The organism is Aeromonas sp. (assembly GCF_051657805.1).
In the GTDB taxonomy this organism is placed as follows: domain Bacteria; phylum Pseudomonadota; class Gammaproteobacteria; order Enterobacterales; family Aeromonadaceae; genus Aeromonas.
Window position 1 is genome coordinate 314542 of the sequence record NZ_JBOFLJ010000024.1, and the last position, 17305, is coordinate 331846.

Here is a 17305-nt window from a genome sequence, read left to right on the forward strand (position 1 = left end):
CATAGTGGCCCGATATGTGAACAAACTGCAGACAAACGCAGACGTCATCGGACTGACAGATCACAAGGAAGGTAGAGATGCCGCAGCCATTGGAACAGGCGGTCGCAGAAACGATCTTGCAGCGCTTCGAGTCATTTTACAGCCGCTTTCTCGAGATCACTCAGGGCAGCAAGAGCCGCTTCGAGAACAGCGACTGGCTGGGAGTGCAACTCGCCGGGCGCGAGCGCATCCGCCTCTACGATCATCACGTGGGCGCCACCACGGCCCAGATCAAGCAGATGATGGGGGAGCAGTTGCCAAGCCAGTCCCTGCTCAAGCAGGTGAAGGGGGCCTTCAGCGATCTGCTGCCCCAATGCGAGAACTTCGAGGTGGCGGAGTCCTTCTTCAACTCCGTCTATCGCCGCATCTTCCGCCATCGCAACATCCGCGACGAGAACCTCTACATCCATCCCTTCGTGAGCCGGGGGGAGCACCCGGATCTCGGTGCTCTGCTGCGGGTCTATCGCACGGATCTGACTCGTTTGCCTCAGACCCTGAGCAAGCTGCTGGGGGATTACAGCTTCACCCTGCCCTACGAGGACAAACAGCGGGATATTGTCGACATCCACCGCCATCTTGCCGAGAACGGCCCGAGTATCCTGCATGAGGAGCCGTTCGCCATCGAGCTGTTGAAGGAGGTCTTCTACCGCAACAAGGGGGCCTATCTGGTGGGGCTGATCCGGGTGAGGGACGAGGTGCATCCCTTCATACTGCCCTTGCTCAGCACGGGCCAGCACATCTACGTGGATACCGTCATCTTCGAGCCCGAGCTCGCCTCCATCGTCTTCGGCTTCGCCCGCGCCTACTTCATGGTCTATGCCCCGGTGCCGGCCCTCTATGTGCTGTTCCTGCGCCAGATCATGCCCCGCAAGCCGGACTACGAGATCTACAACGCCATCGGTTGCCAGAAGCACGGCAAGACGGAGCTCTATCGCCACTACCAGCAGCACCTGGCAGCGAGTCGGGAGCAGTTCATCATAGCCCCCGGCATCAAGGGCATGGTGATGAGTGTGTTCACCCTCCCCTCCTACGACGTGGTGTTCAAGGTGATAAAAGACGAGTTCACGCCCCCGAAGGACGTGAGCCACGAGCAGGTGAAGGCCAAATATCGGCTGGTGAAACAGCACGACAGGGTGGGCCGCATGGCCGACACCCAGGAGTTCACCAACTTCGAGTTCCCCCTGGAGAGGATCTCCCCCGAGCTGCTGGCGGAGCTCAAGACGGTGGCCCCCTCGGCGCTGACCATCACGGCAGACAAGCTGGTGATCAAGCACCTCTACACGGAGCGCAAGATGATCCCGCTCAACCTCTATCTGGACAGGGCCGACGAGCAGCAAACCCGGCTCGCGCTGGAGGAGTACGGCAATGCCATCAAACAGCTGGCGGCGGCGAACATCTTCCCCGGCGACATGCTGTTCAAGAACTTCGGTGTCACCCGTCACGGCCGGGTGGTGTTCTACGACTACGACGAGATCTGCTACATGACGGAGTGCAACTTCCGCCAGATCCCGCCGCCCCGCTACCCGGAGGACGAGTGGAGCGCCGAGCCCTGGTATTCGGTGGCACCGAACGACATCTTCCCCGAGGAGTTCGCCACCTTCTTGCTGCAAAAGCCCCAGGTGCGGGAGATCATGATGCAGCTGCACAAGGAGCTGTTCGACGCCAACTACTGGAAACGGCTGCAAAGCAACATCAAGGAGGGGGTGTTCGAGGACGTCTATCCCTACCGGCGCAAGAAGCGCTTTCGCTTCCAGCGCGGGGGATGAGGAGGCCCAACAAGGCTCTTCACGACACAAGTCTTCCTACAACAAGAAGGGACGCCGCGGCGTCCCTTCTTGTTGTGCACGACATGGCGGTCTGGTTGCGACAGCCACTGACGGTACCCGGGATTATTTCATCGCATCGAAGGTGAGCAGAGGCGCCTTGCTGGCATCCTGCAACACCAGCTGCTGGCCCTTGATCTCGAAGCCGGCGACCTTCTCCAGGGCCTGCAGGTAGCTGTTCTCCTTGCCGGCCAGATCCCCCATGCACATCATGCGGGTCGCCCCCATGGGGCCCAGGGCCAGGACACCGTCCCCCTGCTGGGTGATGGCACCAAAGTAGCGGTTGCAGCCGCCCTTGCCCGCCACCTTGTCCCCGGTCAGTTGCAGGGTGAAGGTATCGCCGCTCGCCCCTTGCAGTTGCCAGGTCGATGCCTGCAGTGCAGCCAGATTGGAACCCGTCGCCATGGCGCAGCCTCCCAGGGCCAGTGCGGCCAATAGGGTCAGTTTCTTGTTCATGAGTTCGCCTCTTGATGAAGAAAATTAATGAAGACTCAGAGTGACCGGGCCTGTGTAGCATGAGTCGGGTGCCAATTTAAACTCTTTTATTGTGACGAATGTTGCCTTTACAGCCAGAAGCTATGTGCCATGCTTGTAGTCCTGTTCGGACCCAGGGAGGGGAAACGAATGGTCAAGTCTCTCGTCATCGCACTCGTATCCGTATTCGCGCTTTCGGCCCAGGCAGCCGACTGGAGTTTTCTCCAGAACGATACCGACAGCCAGCTCTACGTGAAAAGCTATTCCGGCGTACTGCTCGGCTCTCAGACCCACCCCAGCGACAGCTTCGACATCTGGCTCATCAATACCGGCTATCAGTATCCGGTCGAAGAGGATATCAGCCTCTACATGGAGGCCGGCCCCGCCCTCGGCACTCGCGGCGATCAGGCCGGTTTCAACATCAGCTCAGGGGTGCGCTACCAGCTCTCCCCCTCCCTCAACATCGGCAGCCAGGTCAAACAGCTGGAGACGAGCAAGCCCAGCACCCTGGTGGAGCTCAACAGCAGCCTGCTGCTAACGCCCCAGCTGGCACTCACGGCCAACTACGGCGTCAGCCCCTTCAGCACCGAGCAGTTCCTCGTGCTGGGGCTGGGCCTGCACTTCTAGGCCGTCAGATCAGCCGGCTGGCGCTCACCAACACGCCGTTGAGATCGGCGTAGACATAATCCCCGGGCGTGATGGTCACGCCCGCGAAGGAGACGGTGGCATCGATCTCCCCCAGGCCGCGTTTCTCCGTCTTCACCGGGCAGGCCGCCAGCGCCTTGACGCCGAGAGCCAGGGTTGCCAAGGTGCCCACATCCCGCACGGCGCCATAGATGAGGATCCCCTCCCACCCCTGCTCCGCCGCCTTGATGGCCAGCTGATCCCCAAGCAGGGCTCGGCGCAATGAGCCGCCACCATCGATCACCATCACCTTGCCGTGACCTGGGCGAGTCACCAGCTCCCGCACCAGGCTGTTATCCTCGAAGCAGGAGAGGGTGACCGCTTCTCCATGAAACAGCGCCTTGCCGCCATAATCGCGAAACAGCGGCTCGGCCACCTGCACGCTATCGGGGTGTTCATCACAGAGATCGGGCAGTAGATCCAGCATCATCGTCATCCTTCCATGGGTGAGTGAATATAGGTGGGTAGATAGGTGAGTGCGTCGCTCATTCTTTCATCATGCCGGGCCCCTGACAATCCAGTGAGCGGCCAGGCTACCCAGATGGCAGGGCTCCCCTTTGAGCAGGACAGGCTCCAGCCAGAGTTCTCCCTCCTCGACCCGGTAGATGGCATTCTGGCCGAAGGCGGCCGCCAGCCGGACGGCATCGGCACGAGGGGCAAGCAACAGCAAGGATTCCTCCTGCCAGCCCTCGTCAAGGGCACTACCCCATACCGGGCCCATGGCCTGCATGGCGTCAGCACGTTGGATGAGGCGCCACAAGGCGCGCTGGCGGCGGGCATTGCGGCGGCCTCCCACCGCCTGGCTCCCCGGGTTCCAGGCCGTCACAATGGCATAGTCGGACCAGTCCGGCGGGGCGAAAGGGGCAATAAAGCACACTTTTCTGTAGTTTTCCCACAAACGCATGTCAATCACATGTTACATCCCATTACATTTCATAGGGGCGAAAAAGCGAGCCAGCCCAAGTATCATGCAGATAACTCAGGGTTTGACTTATATCAAACCAGAGTTAAAAAGTTGCTATCTGACGGCAAAGAGTGTTGTTATGCGCCTGTTAACTGATAAAATGCAGCAACTTTTGTAATGGACTACCTTTCAGGGCTCCGCTCAGCCAGACTTGTTGAGACCCCGTGTGTGGCACATGGATGTTTGCCGACATAGCTACCAAATTCGCGATGATTCGACCTGATATTCATACCCAGGATGACGTAATAAATTTTCAGGACCGGTCGGATAACGCCAAAGAGTGTTAAAATTTCGAAAATTAACTGATAAGAATCTGGGAATACTCAATGCAAACACCACACATTCTGATCGTCGAAGACGAGCTGGTCACCCGCAATACCCTGAAGAGCATCTTCGAGGCCGAAGGCTATATCGTCCTCGAGGCCAACAATGGCGACGAGATGCATCAGGCCCTGACCTCCCACACCATCAATCTGGTGATCATGGACATCAACCTGCCAGGCAAGAATGGCCTGCTGCTGGCGCGCGAGCTGCGCGAAGATGACAACATCGCCCTGATGTTCCTGACCGGCCGTGACAACGAAGTCGACAAGATCCTGGGCCTAGAGATCGGCGCAGATGACTACATCACCAAGCCGTTCAACCCCCGCGAGCTGACCATCCGTGCCCGCAACCTGCTGAGCCGCACCATGAACGTGGCCGCCGGTGGTGAAGAGAAGAAGCTGGTCGAGCGTTACCTGTTCAACGGCTGGGCGCTGGACATCAACAGCCGCGCCCTGGTCAGCCCGGCGGGCGACATGTTCAAGCTGCCGCGCTCCGAGTTCCGCGCCATGCTGCACTTCTGCGAAAACCCGGGCCAGATCCAGACCCGTGCCGAGTTGCTCAAGAAGATGACTGGCCGTGAGCTCAAGCCCCACGATCGTACCGTGGATGTCACCATCCGCCGCATTCGCAAGCACTTCGAGAGCGTGGGCGACACCCCTGAAATCATCGCCACCATCCATGGCGAAGGCTACCGCTTCTGCGGCGAGCTGGAGCAGGAATAATCCCTGCTTGTCAGATCCCTGTGTGGTAAGAAGAGGCGCCGATGGCGCCTCTTCTGTTTCCGGCGAGCCGTCGATGGCTGCCTTGCACAGAGTCGCGGCAGAGAATGCCTGCCAGACAAGGAGGCGGAAAACAAAAAGCCCACTCGCAGGAGTGGGCTTTTTGCATGGAAGCTGGAGCGGGCAGCGGGAATCGAACCCGCATCATCAGCTTGGAAGGCTGAGGTAATAGCCATTATACGATGCCCGCAAAGCATCAAAACTAGCGATAAGTACCGGATATGGGGTCAACGTCAGGATGGCGTGCTAGGCAGAGGCAGGAACAAGACGGCGCTCTATCGGGACTTGAAATTGGAGCGGGTGATGGGAATCGAACCCACGTATGCAGCTTGGGAAGCTACCGTTCTACCATTGAACTACACCCGCGTCAGTGGCCTCTACTATATGCATTTTGCCGGCAAGCGCAATCACCACCCTGGTGTTTTTTGCAGTAAATCAAGCTGTTCGGCCAACTAATGAGCATGCAGTCTATTTTTCAGGCAAACGACCCAAGGCTCCCGCATCTGTAAGGTTGCCAAGCCATGGGGGCGACGATAGTCTTGCGCCACTCGTTTGAGGAGGGTGGTAATGGACAAAGATACGCAGAAACATCTCTATGGCTGGTTGCGCAAGCAGTCGAGTCATGGCCGACGCTGGATCGGTCTCTCCATCGGTTTTGGCCTGGGCCAGGGCATGCTGATGGTGGCACAGGCCTGGCTGCTGGCCACCCTGCTCCATGGCTTCATCATCGAGGGCCAGACCCCGGAGCAATCCATCCCCCTCTTCATCAGCCTGCTGTTGGTGACCCTCGGCAAGGCCGTGCTGGCCTATGGCCGGGAAGTGGTCAGCTTCAAGGCCGGCAGCGCGGTGCGCCTGGCCATCCGTGAGCTGGTACTTACCCGCCTCGCCCGCCTCGGCCCTGCCTATATCCAGCGCCTCCCTGCCGGGAGCTGGGCCAGCCTGCTGCTGGAGCAGATCGAAGAGATGCAGGACTTCTTCTCCCGCTACCTGCCCCAGATGGCGGTCGCCGTCTTCATCCCCCTGGTGATCCTGGTGGCCGTGTTCCCGGTCAACTGGGCAGCGGGCATCATACTGCTCGGCACGGCCCCCCTGATCCCGCTGTTCATGATCCTGGTGGGAGTGGGCGCCGCCGATGCGAACCGCCGTAACTTCCAATCCCTGGCGCGCCTCTCCGGCCACTTCCTCGACCGCCTCAAGGGCCTGCGCACCCTGCAGCTCTTCATGCGCACCCAGGCGGAAGGGGAGGCCATCCGCGAGGCCTCGGAAGATTTTCGGGAACGCACCATGGAGGTGCTGCGTCTGGCCTTCCTCAGCACCGCCGTGCTGGAGTTCTTCGCCGCCCTCGCGGTGGCCCTGGTGGCGGTCTACTTCGGCTTCTCCTACATCGACCACCTGGATTTCGGCAGCTACGGCGTCAAGGTCACCCTGTTCACCGGTCTGTTCGTGCTCTTCCTCGCCCCCGAGTTCTATGCGCCGCTGCGAGAGCTCGGCGCTCATTATCATGCCAAGGCCCAGGCCATCGGCGCCGCCGAACAGCTGCTGGAATTCCTGGAAGCCGAGGTCAGCGAACCCGCGTCCGGCACAACCCCCTTCCATACCCAGGGTCCCATCCGGGTTGAGGCCAGGGCACTCGAGGTGCTGAGCGCCGAGGGCAAGGTGCTGGTCGGTCCCATAGACTTCCAGTTGGAACCCGGTTCTCGCACCGCCCTGGTCGGCATCAGCGGCGCGGGCAAGAGTTCCTTGGTCAACGCCCTGCTGGGCTTCGCCCCCTATCGCGGCTCCCTCAGGGTCAACGGCCAGGAGCTCGCCGAGCTCGACATGGGCCAGTGGCGATCGCAGCTCGGCTGGCTCTCCCAGAACCCCCAGCTGTTCCACGCCACCCTGCGCGACAACCTGCTGCTGGGCAACCCCAAGGCCAGCGATGACGAACTGGAAGCCGTGCTCAAACGGGCAGAGGCCTGGGAGTTCGTGCGGGAGAAGGGCTTCAACTATGGCATCGGGGATCAGGCGGGCGGCCTCTCGGTGGGTCAGGCCCAGCGCATCGCCCTCGCCCGCACCCTGCTCAAGCGTACCCAGATGATGGTGCTGGATGAACCCACCGCCAGCCTGGATCGCCACTCGGAGCGCGCCATCATGAATACCCTCGAACAGGCAGCGGCAGGCCAGACCCTGCTGATGATCACTCACCGCCTCGATCAGCTCAGCCAGATGGACAAGATCCTGGTGCTGGAGCGCGGCCAACTGGTGGAACAAGGCAACTTCCAGCACCTCAGCGAGACCAGCGGCCCCTTCGCCAGACTCTTGTCGCAACACCAGTCACAAGCTAGCGGAGACTCTCTCGATGCGTGATCTACTGCCGTTCCTGCGCCTCTATCGCCAGCACTGGCTGAGCCTCTCCACCGGTCTGCTGCTGGCCTTCGTCACCCTGGTGGCCGGTATGGGACTGCTGTCCCTCTCCGGCTGGTTCCTCTCCGCCGCCGCCGTGGCCGGGCTGGCCGTCGCCACCCGCGACACCTTCAACTACATGACCCCCGCCGGCGGGGTGCGCTTCTTCTCCATCATCCGTACCGCCAGTCGCTGGGGCGAACGGGTGGTGAGCCATGACGCCACCTTCCGGGTGCTGACCCGGCTGCGGGTCTGGTTCTGGCAAAAGCTCTCGCCGCTCTCCACCGGCACCCTGGCCAGCTTCCGCCAGACGGATCTGCTCAACCGGCTGGTGACCGACATCGATGCGCTGGATCACGTCTACCTGCGTCTCATCACCCCCATAGGAGCGGCCCTGCTGAGCTGCGCCGGCCTGGTGTTCTTCCTCTCCTTCTTCGACAGCGAGCTGACCCTGACCCTGGGCGCCATCCTGCTGGCCGGCATGCTGGCCCTGCCCCTGGTGTTCTACCTCCTCGGTCGCAAACCGGGTCAGGCCCTCATCGCCGAGAAGTCCAGCCTGCGCACCCGCTTGGTGGACTATCTGGACGGCCAGGCCGAGCTGCAGATGTTTGCTGCCGCCCCCCAGGCACTCCATGAGCTGCAGCAGGCCGAGCAGGCGCTGATCCGCGCCCAGGCCCGCATGGCCAGGGTCAGCGCGCTGGCCAATGCCTCCGTCCAGTTGCTGAGCGGCTGGACCCTGACCCTGATGCTCTGGCTGGCCGGCCACGGGGTGGGCGAGGCGACCCCGGATCCCATCACGGCGCTCATGGTGTTCGCCACCCTGGCAAGCTTCGAGGCCCTGCTGCCGCTGGCGGGGGCCTTCCAGCACCTCTCCACCAGCCTCACCTCGGCCCGCCGTCTCAACGAGATCCTGCAGGAGGCCAAGGCCCCCGAGTGGGGTAGCGAGCAACAGCCGGCCGCCACGGGCAGCCTGCAGATAAAGGATCTCAGTTTCAGCTACCCGGTCGCTCAGCCCGGCACAGACGCCGAGCCCGTGCTGCACGGCTGCACCCTGCACCTCAATGCCGGCGAGAAGCTGGCGCTGCTCGGCCAGACCGGCTGCGGCAAGTCCACCCTGATGGGGCTGCTGACCCGGGAGTGGACGCCCGCGAGCGGGGAGATCCTTCTGGATGGCAAGCCGCTGACCCATTACGGCGAAGGGGCACTGCGCGCCTCCTTCTCCGTGGTGAGCCAGCGGGTGCATCTGTTTGCCGATACCCTGAGAGGCAACCTCAAGCTGGCGGCGCCGGATGCCAGCGACGAGCGGCTCATCGCAGTGCTGGAGCAGGTGGGTCTTGCCAACCTGCTGGACAACCCGGATGAACTGGTCGAGGGGGGGCTGAATGCCTGGCTCGGGGATGGCGGCCGTCCACTCTCCGGTGGTGAACGCCGCCGTATCGGTCTCGCTCGCGCCCTGCTGCACGACGCCCCCCTCTGGCTGCTGGACGAACCGACCGAGGGGCTCGACAGCCAGACCGAGCGGGAGATCATGGCCCTGTTGTTCAGGCTGGGGGCGGATCGCACCCTGCTGTTTATCTCCCACCGCCTGCTGGGGCTGGAGCAGATGGACCGGATCGCCCTGATGGAAGAGGGGCGGATCCGCCTGTGTGCCCCCCACGAGGAGCTGCTGAGCGATGACTACTATCGCAGCCTGCACCAGCGACTCGCGCCGGTCTGGATCCGTTAAAAACAAGAGGGGGCATCATGCCCCCTCTCTGCTTTTGGCAGGACGCCAATCCGATGGCGGCCCGTCGATGCCGATGCCGATCCAAGCCAGATCCCAGTCACATCCCATCCCGGTGGCTAAAAATGGGGCTGGTCGCCAGCTGCGACTGGCCCCTATAATGGCCCCCTCACTGTTCAACAAGACATCGCCATGAAACGCCTGACCCTATTGCTGCTGCCCCTCTTCACCTCCGGTTGCTCCTACTTCTCCTTCAACAGCAATCTGGACAAGGAAAACTTCGACGAGTACTTCAAGCCGGGTAGCGTGCGGATCTATGAACAGGGGGAGCTCGCCGACCTCAACTACCTCTACCTCGGCACCGTCGAGGGGGAGTCCTGCCAGAGCGATGCCAATCAAGCGGTTCCAAACGCCGGTGAGGCCCGTACCCTGGCTCGCCGCCGGGTGGCGGACATGGGGGGCAACGGCGTGAGCTTTGACAAGTGCGCCGAGTTCAGCGATGTGCCGGGCTGCCTCAAGCAGGTGATCTGCTACGGCCAGGCGCTGAAAGTCGCCGAAGAGAAATAAGCCCATGGCTCTCGCCGTCGTTCGCCTCGGCACTCCCCGCCTGCCTAACGAGGGGCTTCGCATCGGCACCGTGCGCAGGCCACCCCGTGGCGTGCCCAAGAGCGAATTCGCGAGCCAGGATTGGTACGACGTCTGGTTCCCCAACCTGGCCCCCAGCCCCGAGACCATGAAGCTCGGTCAGGGCGCCGAGACCCAGGCCCAGTGGGCCGCCTTCTCGAAGCAGTACAAGGCCGAGATGGCCACCCCGGCCGCCAAGCATGATCTCGCCCTGCTGGCCTCCCTCTCCCATCACACGGATCTCTCCGTGGGTTGTTACTGCGAGCACGAATCCCGCTGCCATCGCGGCATACTGAAAGAGCTGCTGGCCGGTTGCGGCGCCATGCTGCGCTAGCGCCACATCCCCCAATAAAAGAGGTCGCCCCGCGAGGCGCCCTCTTTTTTTATGAGGTTTTTCACTCCCTACACCGTTCCGTATTCAGGGTCCCGACTCGGTACGACTAGGGTATGGCGTGCGCGGCCAACACCCGCTGGCGCAGGGTTTGCTCCTCCTCGGCCGTCATCCCGGTCGTGGCGCCCTGTCCCCCTTCCACCAACCAGTTCGCCAGATCCGCGACCGTCTCCTCCAGCGGCCGGAAGTTGAGCCCCTGGACGATGGCGGCCTCGGCGCTGATCCGGCCGTAACCCGCATACTCGGCCTGCTCGCTCGGCAGCAGGGTCGGATAGCTCTGCCAGGGCTCCACCCCGGCGGCCAGCAACGCTGGCCAGGGCACCCATTCGGGCTGGATGGGCACTGCCGGGTTTAGCCGAGCGGCAATGCGCTCCACCCAGTTTTCGAGCGATATACCGGGCTTGAGCAGATTGAACACGCCCCCAAGGCGCTGCTCGGCGGCGCGCAGCACGAACTCGGCGCAGTCCCGCACGTCCAGGTATTGCAACCTGTCCTGCCCGCTCCCCGGCAACAGCCAGGGGCCGCCCCGCTGCACCCGCTTCACCCACCAGGCGAGGCGGCCCGTGGGATCTTGGGGGCCGCACAGGACGCCCGGGCGCAGTATGCAGAGTCTCTCCCCCCAGCGGGCGCGATACTCGGCCTCGCACAGCACCTTGAGGGGGCCGTACTCCTCCGGCATCTCCCCTGGAGGAATAGCGTGCAGGGGCGCGGACTCATCCATTCCTTTAAGGGCGAAGTCGCGGTAAACGCTGATGGTGGAGATGAAGATGAGGCGCTCGCAGCGCCCCAGCAGCGCCGCCGAGAGACGGGCTGCCTGCTCGGGTCTATAGCAGCAGGTGTCGATGACCAGATCCCAATGCAGCCCGGCCCCGTGCAGGGCACCGAGATCATGGTCCCTGTCCCCGTGCAGCTGATGCAGATCCCGCCAGTCCGGGTGCTGGCGGCGACCGCGGTTGAACAGGGTCACCTCATGGCCCCAATCCAGCGCCAGGGCGCTGAGGTGGCGGCCCAGAAACCCGGTGCCCCCTATGATAAGCAGTTTCATCCCTGTGACTCCCTGTCGACCGGCTCGGCGACCTCGAGAGTCACGGAGCGGATGGCAATCGTTTTTCCTGCCCCTACCCTACGCAAGTCGGCGCCAAGAGGCAGCCCCCGGCGAGCCGGGATGGGACGGGGATCACGACGGCATCGAAGGGATGAGCGAGGCGCTGAGCCTGCGTTTTGGGGGCGCCTGTGCTAAATTGCCGGGGTTTTTTTAGCCACGAGTGCGCCATGAAGTTCGAAATCGACACCCTGGGGATCATCCGCTCCCCCTACAAGGAGAAGTTCGCCATCCCCCGCCAGCCCGGCCTGGTCAAATCGGCCCGTGCCCGTCTCGAGCTTCTACCTCCCTACGATCAGCCGGATGTGCTGCGCGGCATCGAGCAGTTTTCCCACCTCTGGCTCAGCTTCGTGTTCCACCAGACCATGGCCCAGGGATGGCACCCGACGGTGCGCCCGCCGCGCCTCGGCGGCAACGAGCGGGTCGGGGTCTTCGCCACCCGCTCCACCTTCCGCCCCAATCCGCTCGGCCTCTCTGTGGTGGAGCTGCACGGTGTGGGCCGTGAGCGCGGCAAGCTGTGGCTCGAACTCGGCGCGGTGGACCTGCTGGACGGCACCCCGATCGTCGATATCAAGCCCTACATCCCCTACGCCGACAGCCTGCCGGACGCCCGTGGCGGCTTCGCCCCGGATGCCCCCACTCCGCCGCTGGCGGTCAGTTTCAGCCCTGAAGCGGAGCAGCAGCTCGACCAACTCGCCTCCCGTCACCCGGAGCTGCGCCAGCTGGTGAGCGAGGTGCTGGCCCAGGATCCGCGCCCGGCCTACAAGAAGGGCAAGCCGGACGACAAAGAGTACGGGGTGAGATTGTTCGACCTGAACGTAAAATTTAAGATAACTGAACCAGATTGCCTGGTTATAGCCATAGAAATGGCGTGAAAACACGAACAATGCAGTATAAAAAACCACCCAAACGGGTGGCTTTTTCATTGCGAAAGCAAGGTCGGAATGATTAGCGACGCTGCAGCAGCAGGCTGCCGATGGAGTAGCCGGCGCCGAAGGAGCAGAGCACGCCGCGGGCGCCGCTCGGCAGGTCCTGATTGAACAGGTGGAAGGCGATGATGGAGCCCGCCGAGCTGGTGTTGCCGTAGCGGTCGAGGATCACAGGCGCTTCCGCTTGGTTGGCATCGTGCCCCAGCAGCTTGCGACCAATGAACTGGTTCATGGTGAGGTTGGCCTGATGCAGCCAGAGCCGGTTCAGCTCCCCCGCCTCCCAGCCCTGCTCGGCCAGCTGGCCGGCGATCTGATCGCACACCAGCGGCAGCACCTCCTTGAACACCTTGCGCCCCTGCTGGCGGAACAGCTTGTCATCCCCATAGCGGGTGCGCGGGCTGAAGCGGTTCAGGAAGCCGAAGTTGTTGCGGATGTTGTTGGAGTACTGGGTCACCAGCTTGCTGGCCACCAGTTGCCAGGGGTTGGCCACCTTGCAGTCTTCGGCCCGCTCCAGCAGCACCGCGGTGCAGGCGTCGCCGAAGATAAAGTGACTGTCCCTGTCCCGGAAGTTGAGGTGACCCGAGCAGATCTCCGGGTTCACCACCAGCGCCAGCCGGGCTGTGCCCGCCGCCAGCAGATCCGCCGCCGTCTTGATGCCGAAGGTGGCGGACGAGCAGGCCACGTTCATGTCAAATGCCATGCCAGTGGTGCCGAGATAGTGCTGCAGCTCGATGGAGAGCGCCGGATAGGGGCGCGGCATGTTGGAGGCCGCCACTATCACCAGATCGATCTCGCCCGGCTCGCGACCGGCGGCGATCAGCGCCTGCTCGGCGGCGGCCACAGCCATCTCCACCATGATGGAGGGCTTGTCGTCCGGGCGCTCGGGCAGCAGCGGCTGCATGATGTCCGGATCCAGCACCCCCTCCTTGCTCACCAGGTAACGGCTCTTGATGCCGGAGGCCTTCTCGATGAACTCGCAGCTCGAATGCTGCTTGGCATCCAGCTGACCGGCATCGATGGCGGAGGCGTTCTCCTCGTTGTAGAGATCCACATATTGGTTGAAGGCGGCCACCAGCTCTTCGTTGCTGACGGCAAAGGGAGGGGTATAGAGGCCTGAGCCGCTGATTACTATGGAAGTCATCTTTGCTCCTGGCCGGGTGCAATCCCGGCTTGTCTGTTTTGTAGGGTAAGCGGTTATAGCCGATCTATCGCCTCGGCGAGACCGGCCAGGGTCAGCGGGTGCATGCGCCCGCCGATCAGGTCATTCATCAGCTTGATGGAAGGATGCCAGAGCCACTCCCGTCTGGGGAGGGGGTTGATCCACACCAGCTTGGGGTATTGGTGCTGCAGCCGGGCGAGCCACAGCTGGCCCGGCTCCTCGTTCCAGTACTCGACGCTGCCGCCGGGCCAGGTGATCTCATAGGGGCCCATCTTGGCATCCCCCACCAAAATCACCCGATAGTCGCTACCATAGGTGCGCAGCAGGCGCCAGGTATCGAATTTTTCCTCGAAGCGACGGTTGTTGTCCTGCCAGACGAAGTCGTAGAGGCAGTTGTGAAAATAGAAAAACTCCAGGTGCTTGAACTCGTGGCGCAGGGCAGAGAACAGTCGCTGCACCTCGGCCACGTGGCTGTCCATGGAGCCCCCCACGTCGAAGAACACCAGCAGCTTGACCCCGTTATGGCGCTCGGGTCTGAGCTTCACATCGAGCCAGCCCTGACGGGCCGTGCTGCGTATGGTGTCATCGAGATCCAGCTCATCCGGGTTGCCCTTGCGTACCCAGCGCCTGAGTTTGCGCAGGGCCAGCTGGATGGCCCTCTGCCCCAGGGGCGCGTCATCGTCGCTGAAATTGCGAAAGTGGCGTGCCTCCCACACCTTGGCGGCACGGCCGTGCTCGCCCTCACCCCCCATCCGGATCCCTTCGGGGTGGAAGCCGCCGTGACCGAAGGGGCTGCTGCCCCCCGTGCCCACCCACTTGTTGCCGCCGGCGTGACGCTCTTTCTGCTCCGCCAGCCGCTGATTGAGGGTTTCCAGCAGCTTGTCGAGGCCCCCCAGGGATTGCAGCAGGGCTTTTTCCTCCGGGCTCAGCAGCCGTGCGAACTCCTGGCGCAGCCAGTCGTCCGGCAAGGTTTCCGGCAACAATGGGCTGGCCTGCAGGCCGTCGTAATATTCGGCGAAGGCGCGATCGAAGCGATCGTAGTGGGCCTCGTCTTTCACCAGCAGGCAGCGGGCGAGCAGGTAGAACTCATCCATGTCGAGGCGGGCGAGCCGGGCCGCCAGCGCCCCGTGCAGGTCCAGCAATTCGCGCAGGCTGCAAGGCAGCTTGTGGCGACGCAGGTGAGTGAAGAAATCGATCAGCATTCAGCCGCCGCGCCGGGCCAGGAAGGCGAGCTTCTCGAACAGGTGCAGATCCTGCTCCGTCTTGAGCAGGGCACCGTAGAGGGCCGGCACCAGCTTGCCCGGCTCGCGATTGCGCATCGCCTCGGGGGAGATGCCGTCCGCCAGCAGCAGGCGGATCCAGTCCAAAAGCTCCGAGGTGGACGGCTTCTTGCGCAGCCCCTCCACCGCTCTTAGCTCGAAGAAGAGGCTCATGGCCTCGTCCAGCAGTTCGTCTTTCAGCTTGGGGTAGTGCAAATGAACGATGGCCTGCATCTCGGCCTTGTCGGGGAAGCGGATGTAGTGGAAGAAGCAGCGGCGCAGGAAGGCATCCGGCAGCTCTTTCTCGTTGTTGGAGGTGATGATGACCACGGGGCGCTGGCGTGCTTTCACCCGCTCGCCGGTCTCATAGACATCGAACTCCATCCGATCCAGCTCCAGCAGCAGATCGTTGGGAAACTCTATGTCCGCCTTGTCTATCTCGTCGATGAGCAGCACGGGCCTCTGTTCGGCGCTGAAGGCCTGCCACAGCTTGCCACGGCGGATGTAGTGGTTGATGTCCCCCACTCTGGGATCCCCGAGCTGGGAATCCCGCAGCCTCGCCACGGCGTCATATTCATAGAGCCCCTGCTGAGCCTTGGTGGTGGACTTGATGTGCCAGGCGATGAGCTCGGCGCCGAGGGACTCGGCCACCGCCTCCGCCAGCACCGTCTTGCCGGTGCCGGGCTCTCCCTTGATCAGCAGCGGCTTCTCCAGCACCACGGCCGCATTGACGGCCATACTCAGATCCTTTGAGGCGAGATAGCGATCGCTTCCTGCAAATCCCATGGCGTCCGTTTCCTTGGTAGCACAAGGCCCGCCCTGGGCCTAGGTAATAAAGAATAAGTTCTATATGTTGTAATAACATATTGTTATAACGATTCGTCACTTCTCATTCAGAAATCACAGGGTAATCTTGTTTCATCGCCTTAACAAACACAGGGATAGCACCATGAGCAAAATTTTTGAGGACAACAGCCAGACCATAGGCAACACCCCGCTGGTTCGTCTCAACCGTGTTACCAAGGGCCGTGTGCTGGCCAAGATCGAGAGCCGCAACCCGAGCTTCAGCGTCAAGTGCCGGATCGGCTCCAACCTGATCTGGGATGCCGAGAAACGCGGCGTGCTGACCAAGGGCAAGGAGATCATCGAGCCCACCAGCGGTAACACGGGTATTGCTCTGGCATTCGTGGCGGCCGCCCGTGGCTATCCCATCACCTTGACCATGCCGGCCACCATGAGCCTGGAGCGCCGCAAGCTGCTCAAGGCCCTGGGCGCCAACCTGGTGCTGACCGAAGGCCCGCTGGGCATGAAGGGCGCCATCGCCAAGGCCAACGAGATCCTGGAATCCGAGCCGGGCAAGTACGTACTGCTACAGCAGTTCGAGAACCCCGCCAACCCCGAGATCCACGAGAAGACCACGGGCCCCGAAATCTGGGAAGCCACCGACGGTGACATCGACGTGTTCGTGGCAGGCGTCGGTACTGGCGGCACCATCACGGGCGTCTCCCGCTTCATCAAGCAGACCAAGGGCAAGACCATCGTCTCCGTCGCTGTCGAGCCGTCAGAATCCCCGGTCATCAGCCAGAAGCTGGCTGGCCAGGAGATCAAGCCGGGTCCCCACAAGATCCAGGGCATAGGCGCCGGCTTCATTCCGGGCAACCTGGACCTGACCCTGCTGGATCGCGTCGAGCAGGTGAGCAGCGAGGAGTCCATCGAGATGGCTCGTCGCCTGATGGAAGAGGAAGGCATCCTGGCCGGTATCAGCTCTGGCGCCGCCGTGGTGGCTGCCGCCCGTCTGGCCGAACTGCCGGAGTTCGAAGGCAAGACCATAGTGGTGGTGCTGCCGAGCGCAGCCGAGCGTTACCTCTCCAGCGCCCTGTTCGCCGGGGTGTTCAGCGAGCAGGAACTGCAGCAATAATTGATCCCCTTACATCAAAACAACGGCGCTCTTCGGGGCGCCGTTTTCTTTATGAGCTAAACTCAGTAGCCAACAGTGTCAGACGACCCTTATTTTTTGGGGTAAAATAACAAATCCCGAGATGACAAAAAAAGCAGACATTCTGTGATAAATCTCATATCCTGTGCCGCGTCACGAGGTGATTACCGGCTAAGTATCACAAGGTAACAAAGTGTTATTTTTCGTTATAAATTAATCTCAAGCCAGCACTGGTGCGGCCTGTAGAGCGATAACGAAAAAGAGTTAGCCGGGGCACCGAATACTGCACAGAAAATTGACCTGGATTAAACCATTGCAGGTCTTATTTCGTTACTTTACAACATATCCATACTGACACGGTGAGACTGGAAGCCTCAAAAGCAACCACCTCTCCACACAATATCAATAATATGGGGTGAAACCATGTACGAGAAGTCTGTTGTTATTACTGCTGAAAACGGCCTGCACACCCGTCCCGCAGCTCAGTTCGTGAAAGAAGCCAAAGAATTCCAAAGCGAGATCACTGTGGTCTCCGGTGGCAAATCCGCCAGCGCCAAGAGCCTGTTCAAGCTGCAGACCCTGGGCCTGACCAAAGGCACCAACGTGACCATCCAGGCCGACGGCCCGGACGCTCAGAAAGCCGTTGAGAAGCTGGTTGCCCTGATGGACGAGCTGGAGTAATCCAGCTTTATTCCTCCCCCACAGTCGTT

At 61.9% G+C, this 17305-nt stretch carries 17 protein-coding genes and 2 tRNA genes; 10 read left to right on the plus strand and 9 right to left on the minus strand.

The genetic code is table 11. The annotated features are described in order from the left end of the window. Positions 1-77: 77 nt before the first annotated feature. Complete coding sequence (gene aceK, locus ACRCYW_RS10520) at positions 78-1805, plus strand: bifunctional isocitrate dehydrogenase kinase/phosphatase (protein ID WP_438550057.1); 1728 nt, start codon at positions 78-80, stop codon at positions 1803-1805. 123 nt (positions 1806-1928) lie between these two features. On the opposite strand, the gene ACRCYW_RS10525 is transcribed toward aceK, so the two are convergent. Continuing rightward, positions 1929-2318 (minus strand): META domain-containing protein, encoded by a 390-nt coding sequence (locus ACRCYW_RS10525; RefSeq protein ID WP_438550058.1) that lies wholly within the window; start codon positions 2316-2318, stop codon positions 1929-1931. Between the two features lie 168 nt (positions 2319-2486). Between ACRCYW_RS10525 and ACRCYW_RS10530 the strand changes: the two genes are divergently transcribed. Then, positions 2487-2963: a hypothetical protein gene (locus tag ACRCYW_RS10530; RefSeq protein WP_438550059.1), complete on the plus strand. Its 477-nt coding sequence runs from the start codon at positions 2487-2489 to the stop codon at positions 2961-2963. A gap of 4 nt (positions 2964-2967) precedes the next feature. Here the strand turns inward: ACRCYW_RS10530 and ACRCYW_RS10535 are convergent, their stop codons facing one another. Continuing rightward, positions 2968-3447, minus strand: a complete 480-nt coding sequence (locus ACRCYW_RS10535; RefSeq protein ID WP_438550490.1) for a putative 4-hydroxy-4-methyl-2-oxoglutarate aldolase — start codon at positions 3445-3447, stop codon at positions 2968-2970. A 69-nt stretch (positions 3448-3516) separates the two neighbouring features. Continuing rightward, entirely contained in the window at positions 3517-3933 is a 417-nt protein-coding gene (locus ACRCYW_RS10540) for a DUF3293 domain-containing protein (RefSeq protein ID WP_438550060.1), read from the minus strand. 377 nt (positions 3934-4310) lie between these two features. Here ACRCYW_RS10540 and arcA point away from each other — a divergent pair, with 377 nt between their 5' ends. Continuing rightward, positions 4311-5030 carry a two-component system response regulator ArcA gene (gene arcA, locus ACRCYW_RS10545; protein ID WP_010673581.1) on the plus strand — a complete coding sequence of 240 codons (720 nt, stop codon included), beginning with the start codon at positions 4311-4313 and terminating at the stop codon, positions 5028-5030. 172 nt (positions 5031-5202) lie between these two features. Here the strand turns inward: arcA and ACRCYW_RS10550 are convergent. Together ACRCYW_RS10550 and ACRCYW_RS10555 are read right to left on the minus strand one after the other, a co-directional pair. After that, a tRNA-Gly gene (locus tag ACRCYW_RS10550) sits at positions 5203-5277 on the minus strand. Positions 5278-5379: 102 nt separating this feature from the next. Next, positions 5380-5453 (minus strand) — tRNA-Gly (locus ACRCYW_RS10555). A 201-nt stretch (positions 5454-5654) separates the two neighbouring features. On the opposite strand from ACRCYW_RS10555, the gene cydD reads away from it, so the two are divergent. The 4 genes from cydD (at position 5655) to ACRCYW_RS10575 (ending at position 10153) form a co-directional block, all read left to right on the plus strand. Beyond that, positions 5655-7436, plus strand: a complete 1782-nt coding sequence (cydD, locus tag ACRCYW_RS10560; protein WP_438550061.1) for a heme ABC transporter permease/ATP-binding protein CydD — start codon at positions 5655-5657, stop codon at positions 7434-7436. Next, entirely contained in the window at positions 7429-9198 is a 1770-nt protein-coding gene (cydC, locus tag ACRCYW_RS10565) for a heme ABC transporter ATP-binding protein/permease CydC (protein WP_438550062.1), read from the plus strand. Before cydD ends, cydC begins: the two co-directional genes overlap by 8 nt. Positions 9199-9387: 189 nt before the next feature. Further along, positions 9388-9762 (plus strand): Rcs stress response system protein RcsF, encoded by a 375-nt coding sequence (gene rcsF / locus ACRCYW_RS10570; protein ID WP_438550063.1) that lies wholly within the window; start codon positions 9388-9390, stop codon positions 9760-9762. A gap of 4 nt (positions 9763-9766) precedes the next feature. Further along, positions 9767-10153, plus strand: a complete 387-nt coding sequence (locus ACRCYW_RS10575; protein ID WP_438550064.1) for a DUF488 domain-containing protein — start codon at positions 9767-9769, stop codon at positions 10151-10153. Positions 10154-10259: 106 nt separating this feature from the next. Here the strand turns inward: ACRCYW_RS10575 and ACRCYW_RS10580 are convergent, their stop codons facing one another. Next, complete coding sequence (locus ACRCYW_RS10580) at positions 10260-11255, minus strand: NAD-dependent epimerase/dehydratase family protein (protein WP_438550065.1); 996 nt, start codon at positions 11253-11255, stop codon at positions 10260-10262. Between the two features lie 227 nt (positions 11256-11482). Here ACRCYW_RS10580 and tsaA point away from each other — a divergent pair, with 227 nt between their 5' ends. Beyond that, the gene (tsaA, locus tag ACRCYW_RS10585) at positions 11483-12187 is read left to right on the plus strand and encodes a tRNA (N6-threonylcarbamoyladenosine(37)-N6)-methyltransferase TrmO (protein ID WP_438550066.1); all 705 of its coding nucleotides are present in this window, start codon (positions 11483-11485) and stop codon (positions 12185-12187) included. Positions 12188-12260: 73 nt separating this feature from the next. Here tsaA and ACRCYW_RS10590 read toward each other — a convergent pair whose 3' ends face one another. Genes ACRCYW_RS10590 through ACRCYW_RS10600 form a run of 3 tightly spaced genes read right to left on the minus strand, consistent with a single transcriptional unit; the run spans position 12261 to position 15445 of the window. Further along, complete coding sequence (locus tag ACRCYW_RS10590; RefSeq protein WP_438550067.1) at positions 12261-13382, minus strand: beta-ketoacyl-ACP synthase III; 1122 nt, start codon at positions 13380-13382, stop codon at positions 12261-12263. 53 nt (positions 13383-13435) lie between these two features. Beyond that, positions 13436-14602 (minus strand): vWA domain-containing protein, encoded by a 1167-nt coding sequence (locus ACRCYW_RS10595; RefSeq protein ID WP_438550068.1) that lies wholly within the window; start codon positions 14600-14602, stop codon positions 13436-13438. Then, positions 14603-15445 (minus strand): AAA family ATPase, encoded by an 843-nt coding sequence (locus ACRCYW_RS10600; protein ID WP_438550069.1) that lies wholly within the window; start codon positions 15443-15445, stop codon positions 14603-14605. A 163-nt stretch (positions 15446-15608) separates the two neighbouring features. Between ACRCYW_RS10600 and cysK the strand changes: the two genes are divergently transcribed. Next, positions 15609-16577, plus strand: coding sequence for a cysteine synthase A (gene cysK / locus ACRCYW_RS10605; protein ID WP_438550070.1), 969 nt, complete (start codon positions 15609-15611; stop codon positions 16575-16577). A gap of 441 nt (positions 16578-17018) precedes the next feature. Continuing rightward, the gene (locus tag ACRCYW_RS10610) at positions 17019-17276 is read left to right on the plus strand and encodes an HPr family phosphocarrier protein (protein ID WP_005303128.1); all 258 of its coding nucleotides are present in this window, start codon (positions 17019-17021) and stop codon (positions 17274-17276) included. Positions 17277-17305 lie beyond the last annotated feature (29 nt).

Excerpts from the sequence above, each read along its gene's own strand:
- aceK (WP_438550057.1), top strand. The coding sequence starts at position 78 with ATGCCGCAGCCATTGGAACAGGCGGTCGCAGAAACGATCTTGCAGCGC.
- ACRCYW_RS10525 (WP_438550058.1), bottom strand. The coding sequence starts at position 2,318 with ATGAACAAGAAACTGACCCTATTGGCCGCACTGGCCCTGGGAGGCTGC.
- ACRCYW_RS10530 (WP_438550059.1), top strand. The coding sequence starts at position 2,487 with ATGGTCAAGTCTCTCGTCATCGCACTCGTATCCGTATTCGCGCTTTCG.
- ACRCYW_RS10535 (WP_438550490.1), bottom strand. The coding sequence starts at position 3,447 with ATGCTGGATCTACTGCCCGATCTCTGTGATGAACACCCCGATAGCGTG.
- arcA (WP_010673581.1), top strand. The coding sequence starts at position 4,311 with ATGCAAACACCACACATTCTGATCGTCGAAGACGAGCTGGTCACCCGC.
- cydD (WP_438550061.1), top strand. The coding sequence starts at position 5,655 with ATGGACAAAGATACGCAGAAACATCTCTATGGCTGGTTGCGCAAGCAG.
- cydC (WP_438550062.1), top strand. The coding sequence starts at position 7,429 with ATGCGTGATCTACTGCCGTTCCTGCGCCTCTATCGCCAGCACTGGCTG.
- rcsF (WP_438550063.1), top strand. The coding sequence starts at position 9,388 with ATGAAACGCCTGACCCTATTGCTGCTGCCCCTCTTCACCTCCGGTTGC.
- ACRCYW_RS10575 (WP_438550064.1), top strand. The coding sequence starts at position 9,767 with ATGGCTCTCGCCGTCGTTCGCCTCGGCACTCCCCGCCTGCCTAACGAG.
- ACRCYW_RS10580 (WP_438550065.1), bottom strand. The coding sequence starts at position 11,255 with ATGAAACTGCTTATCATAGGGGGCACCGGGTTTCTGGGCCGCCACCTC.
- tsaA (WP_438550066.1), top strand. The coding sequence starts at position 11,483 with ATGAAGTTCGAAATCGACACCCTGGGGATCATCCGCTCCCCCTACAAG.
- ACRCYW_RS10590 (WP_438550067.1), bottom strand. The coding sequence starts at position 13,382 with ATGACTTCCATAGTAATCAGCGGCTCAGGCCTCTATACCCCTCCCTTT.
- ACRCYW_RS10595 (WP_438550068.1), bottom strand. The coding sequence starts at position 14,602 with ATGCTGATCGATTTCTTCACTCACCTGCGTCGCCACAAGCTGCCTTGC.
- ACRCYW_RS10600 (WP_438550069.1), bottom strand. The coding sequence starts at position 15,445 with ATGGGATTTGCAGGAAGCGATCGCTATCTCGCCTCAAAGGATCTGAGT.
- cysK (WP_438550070.1), top strand. The coding sequence starts at position 15,609 with ATGAGCAAAATTTTTGAGGACAACAGCCAGACCATAGGCAACACCCCG.
- ACRCYW_RS10610 (WP_005303128.1), top strand. The coding sequence starts at position 17,019 with ATGTACGAGAAGTCTGTTGTTATTACTGCTGAAAACGGCCTGCACACC.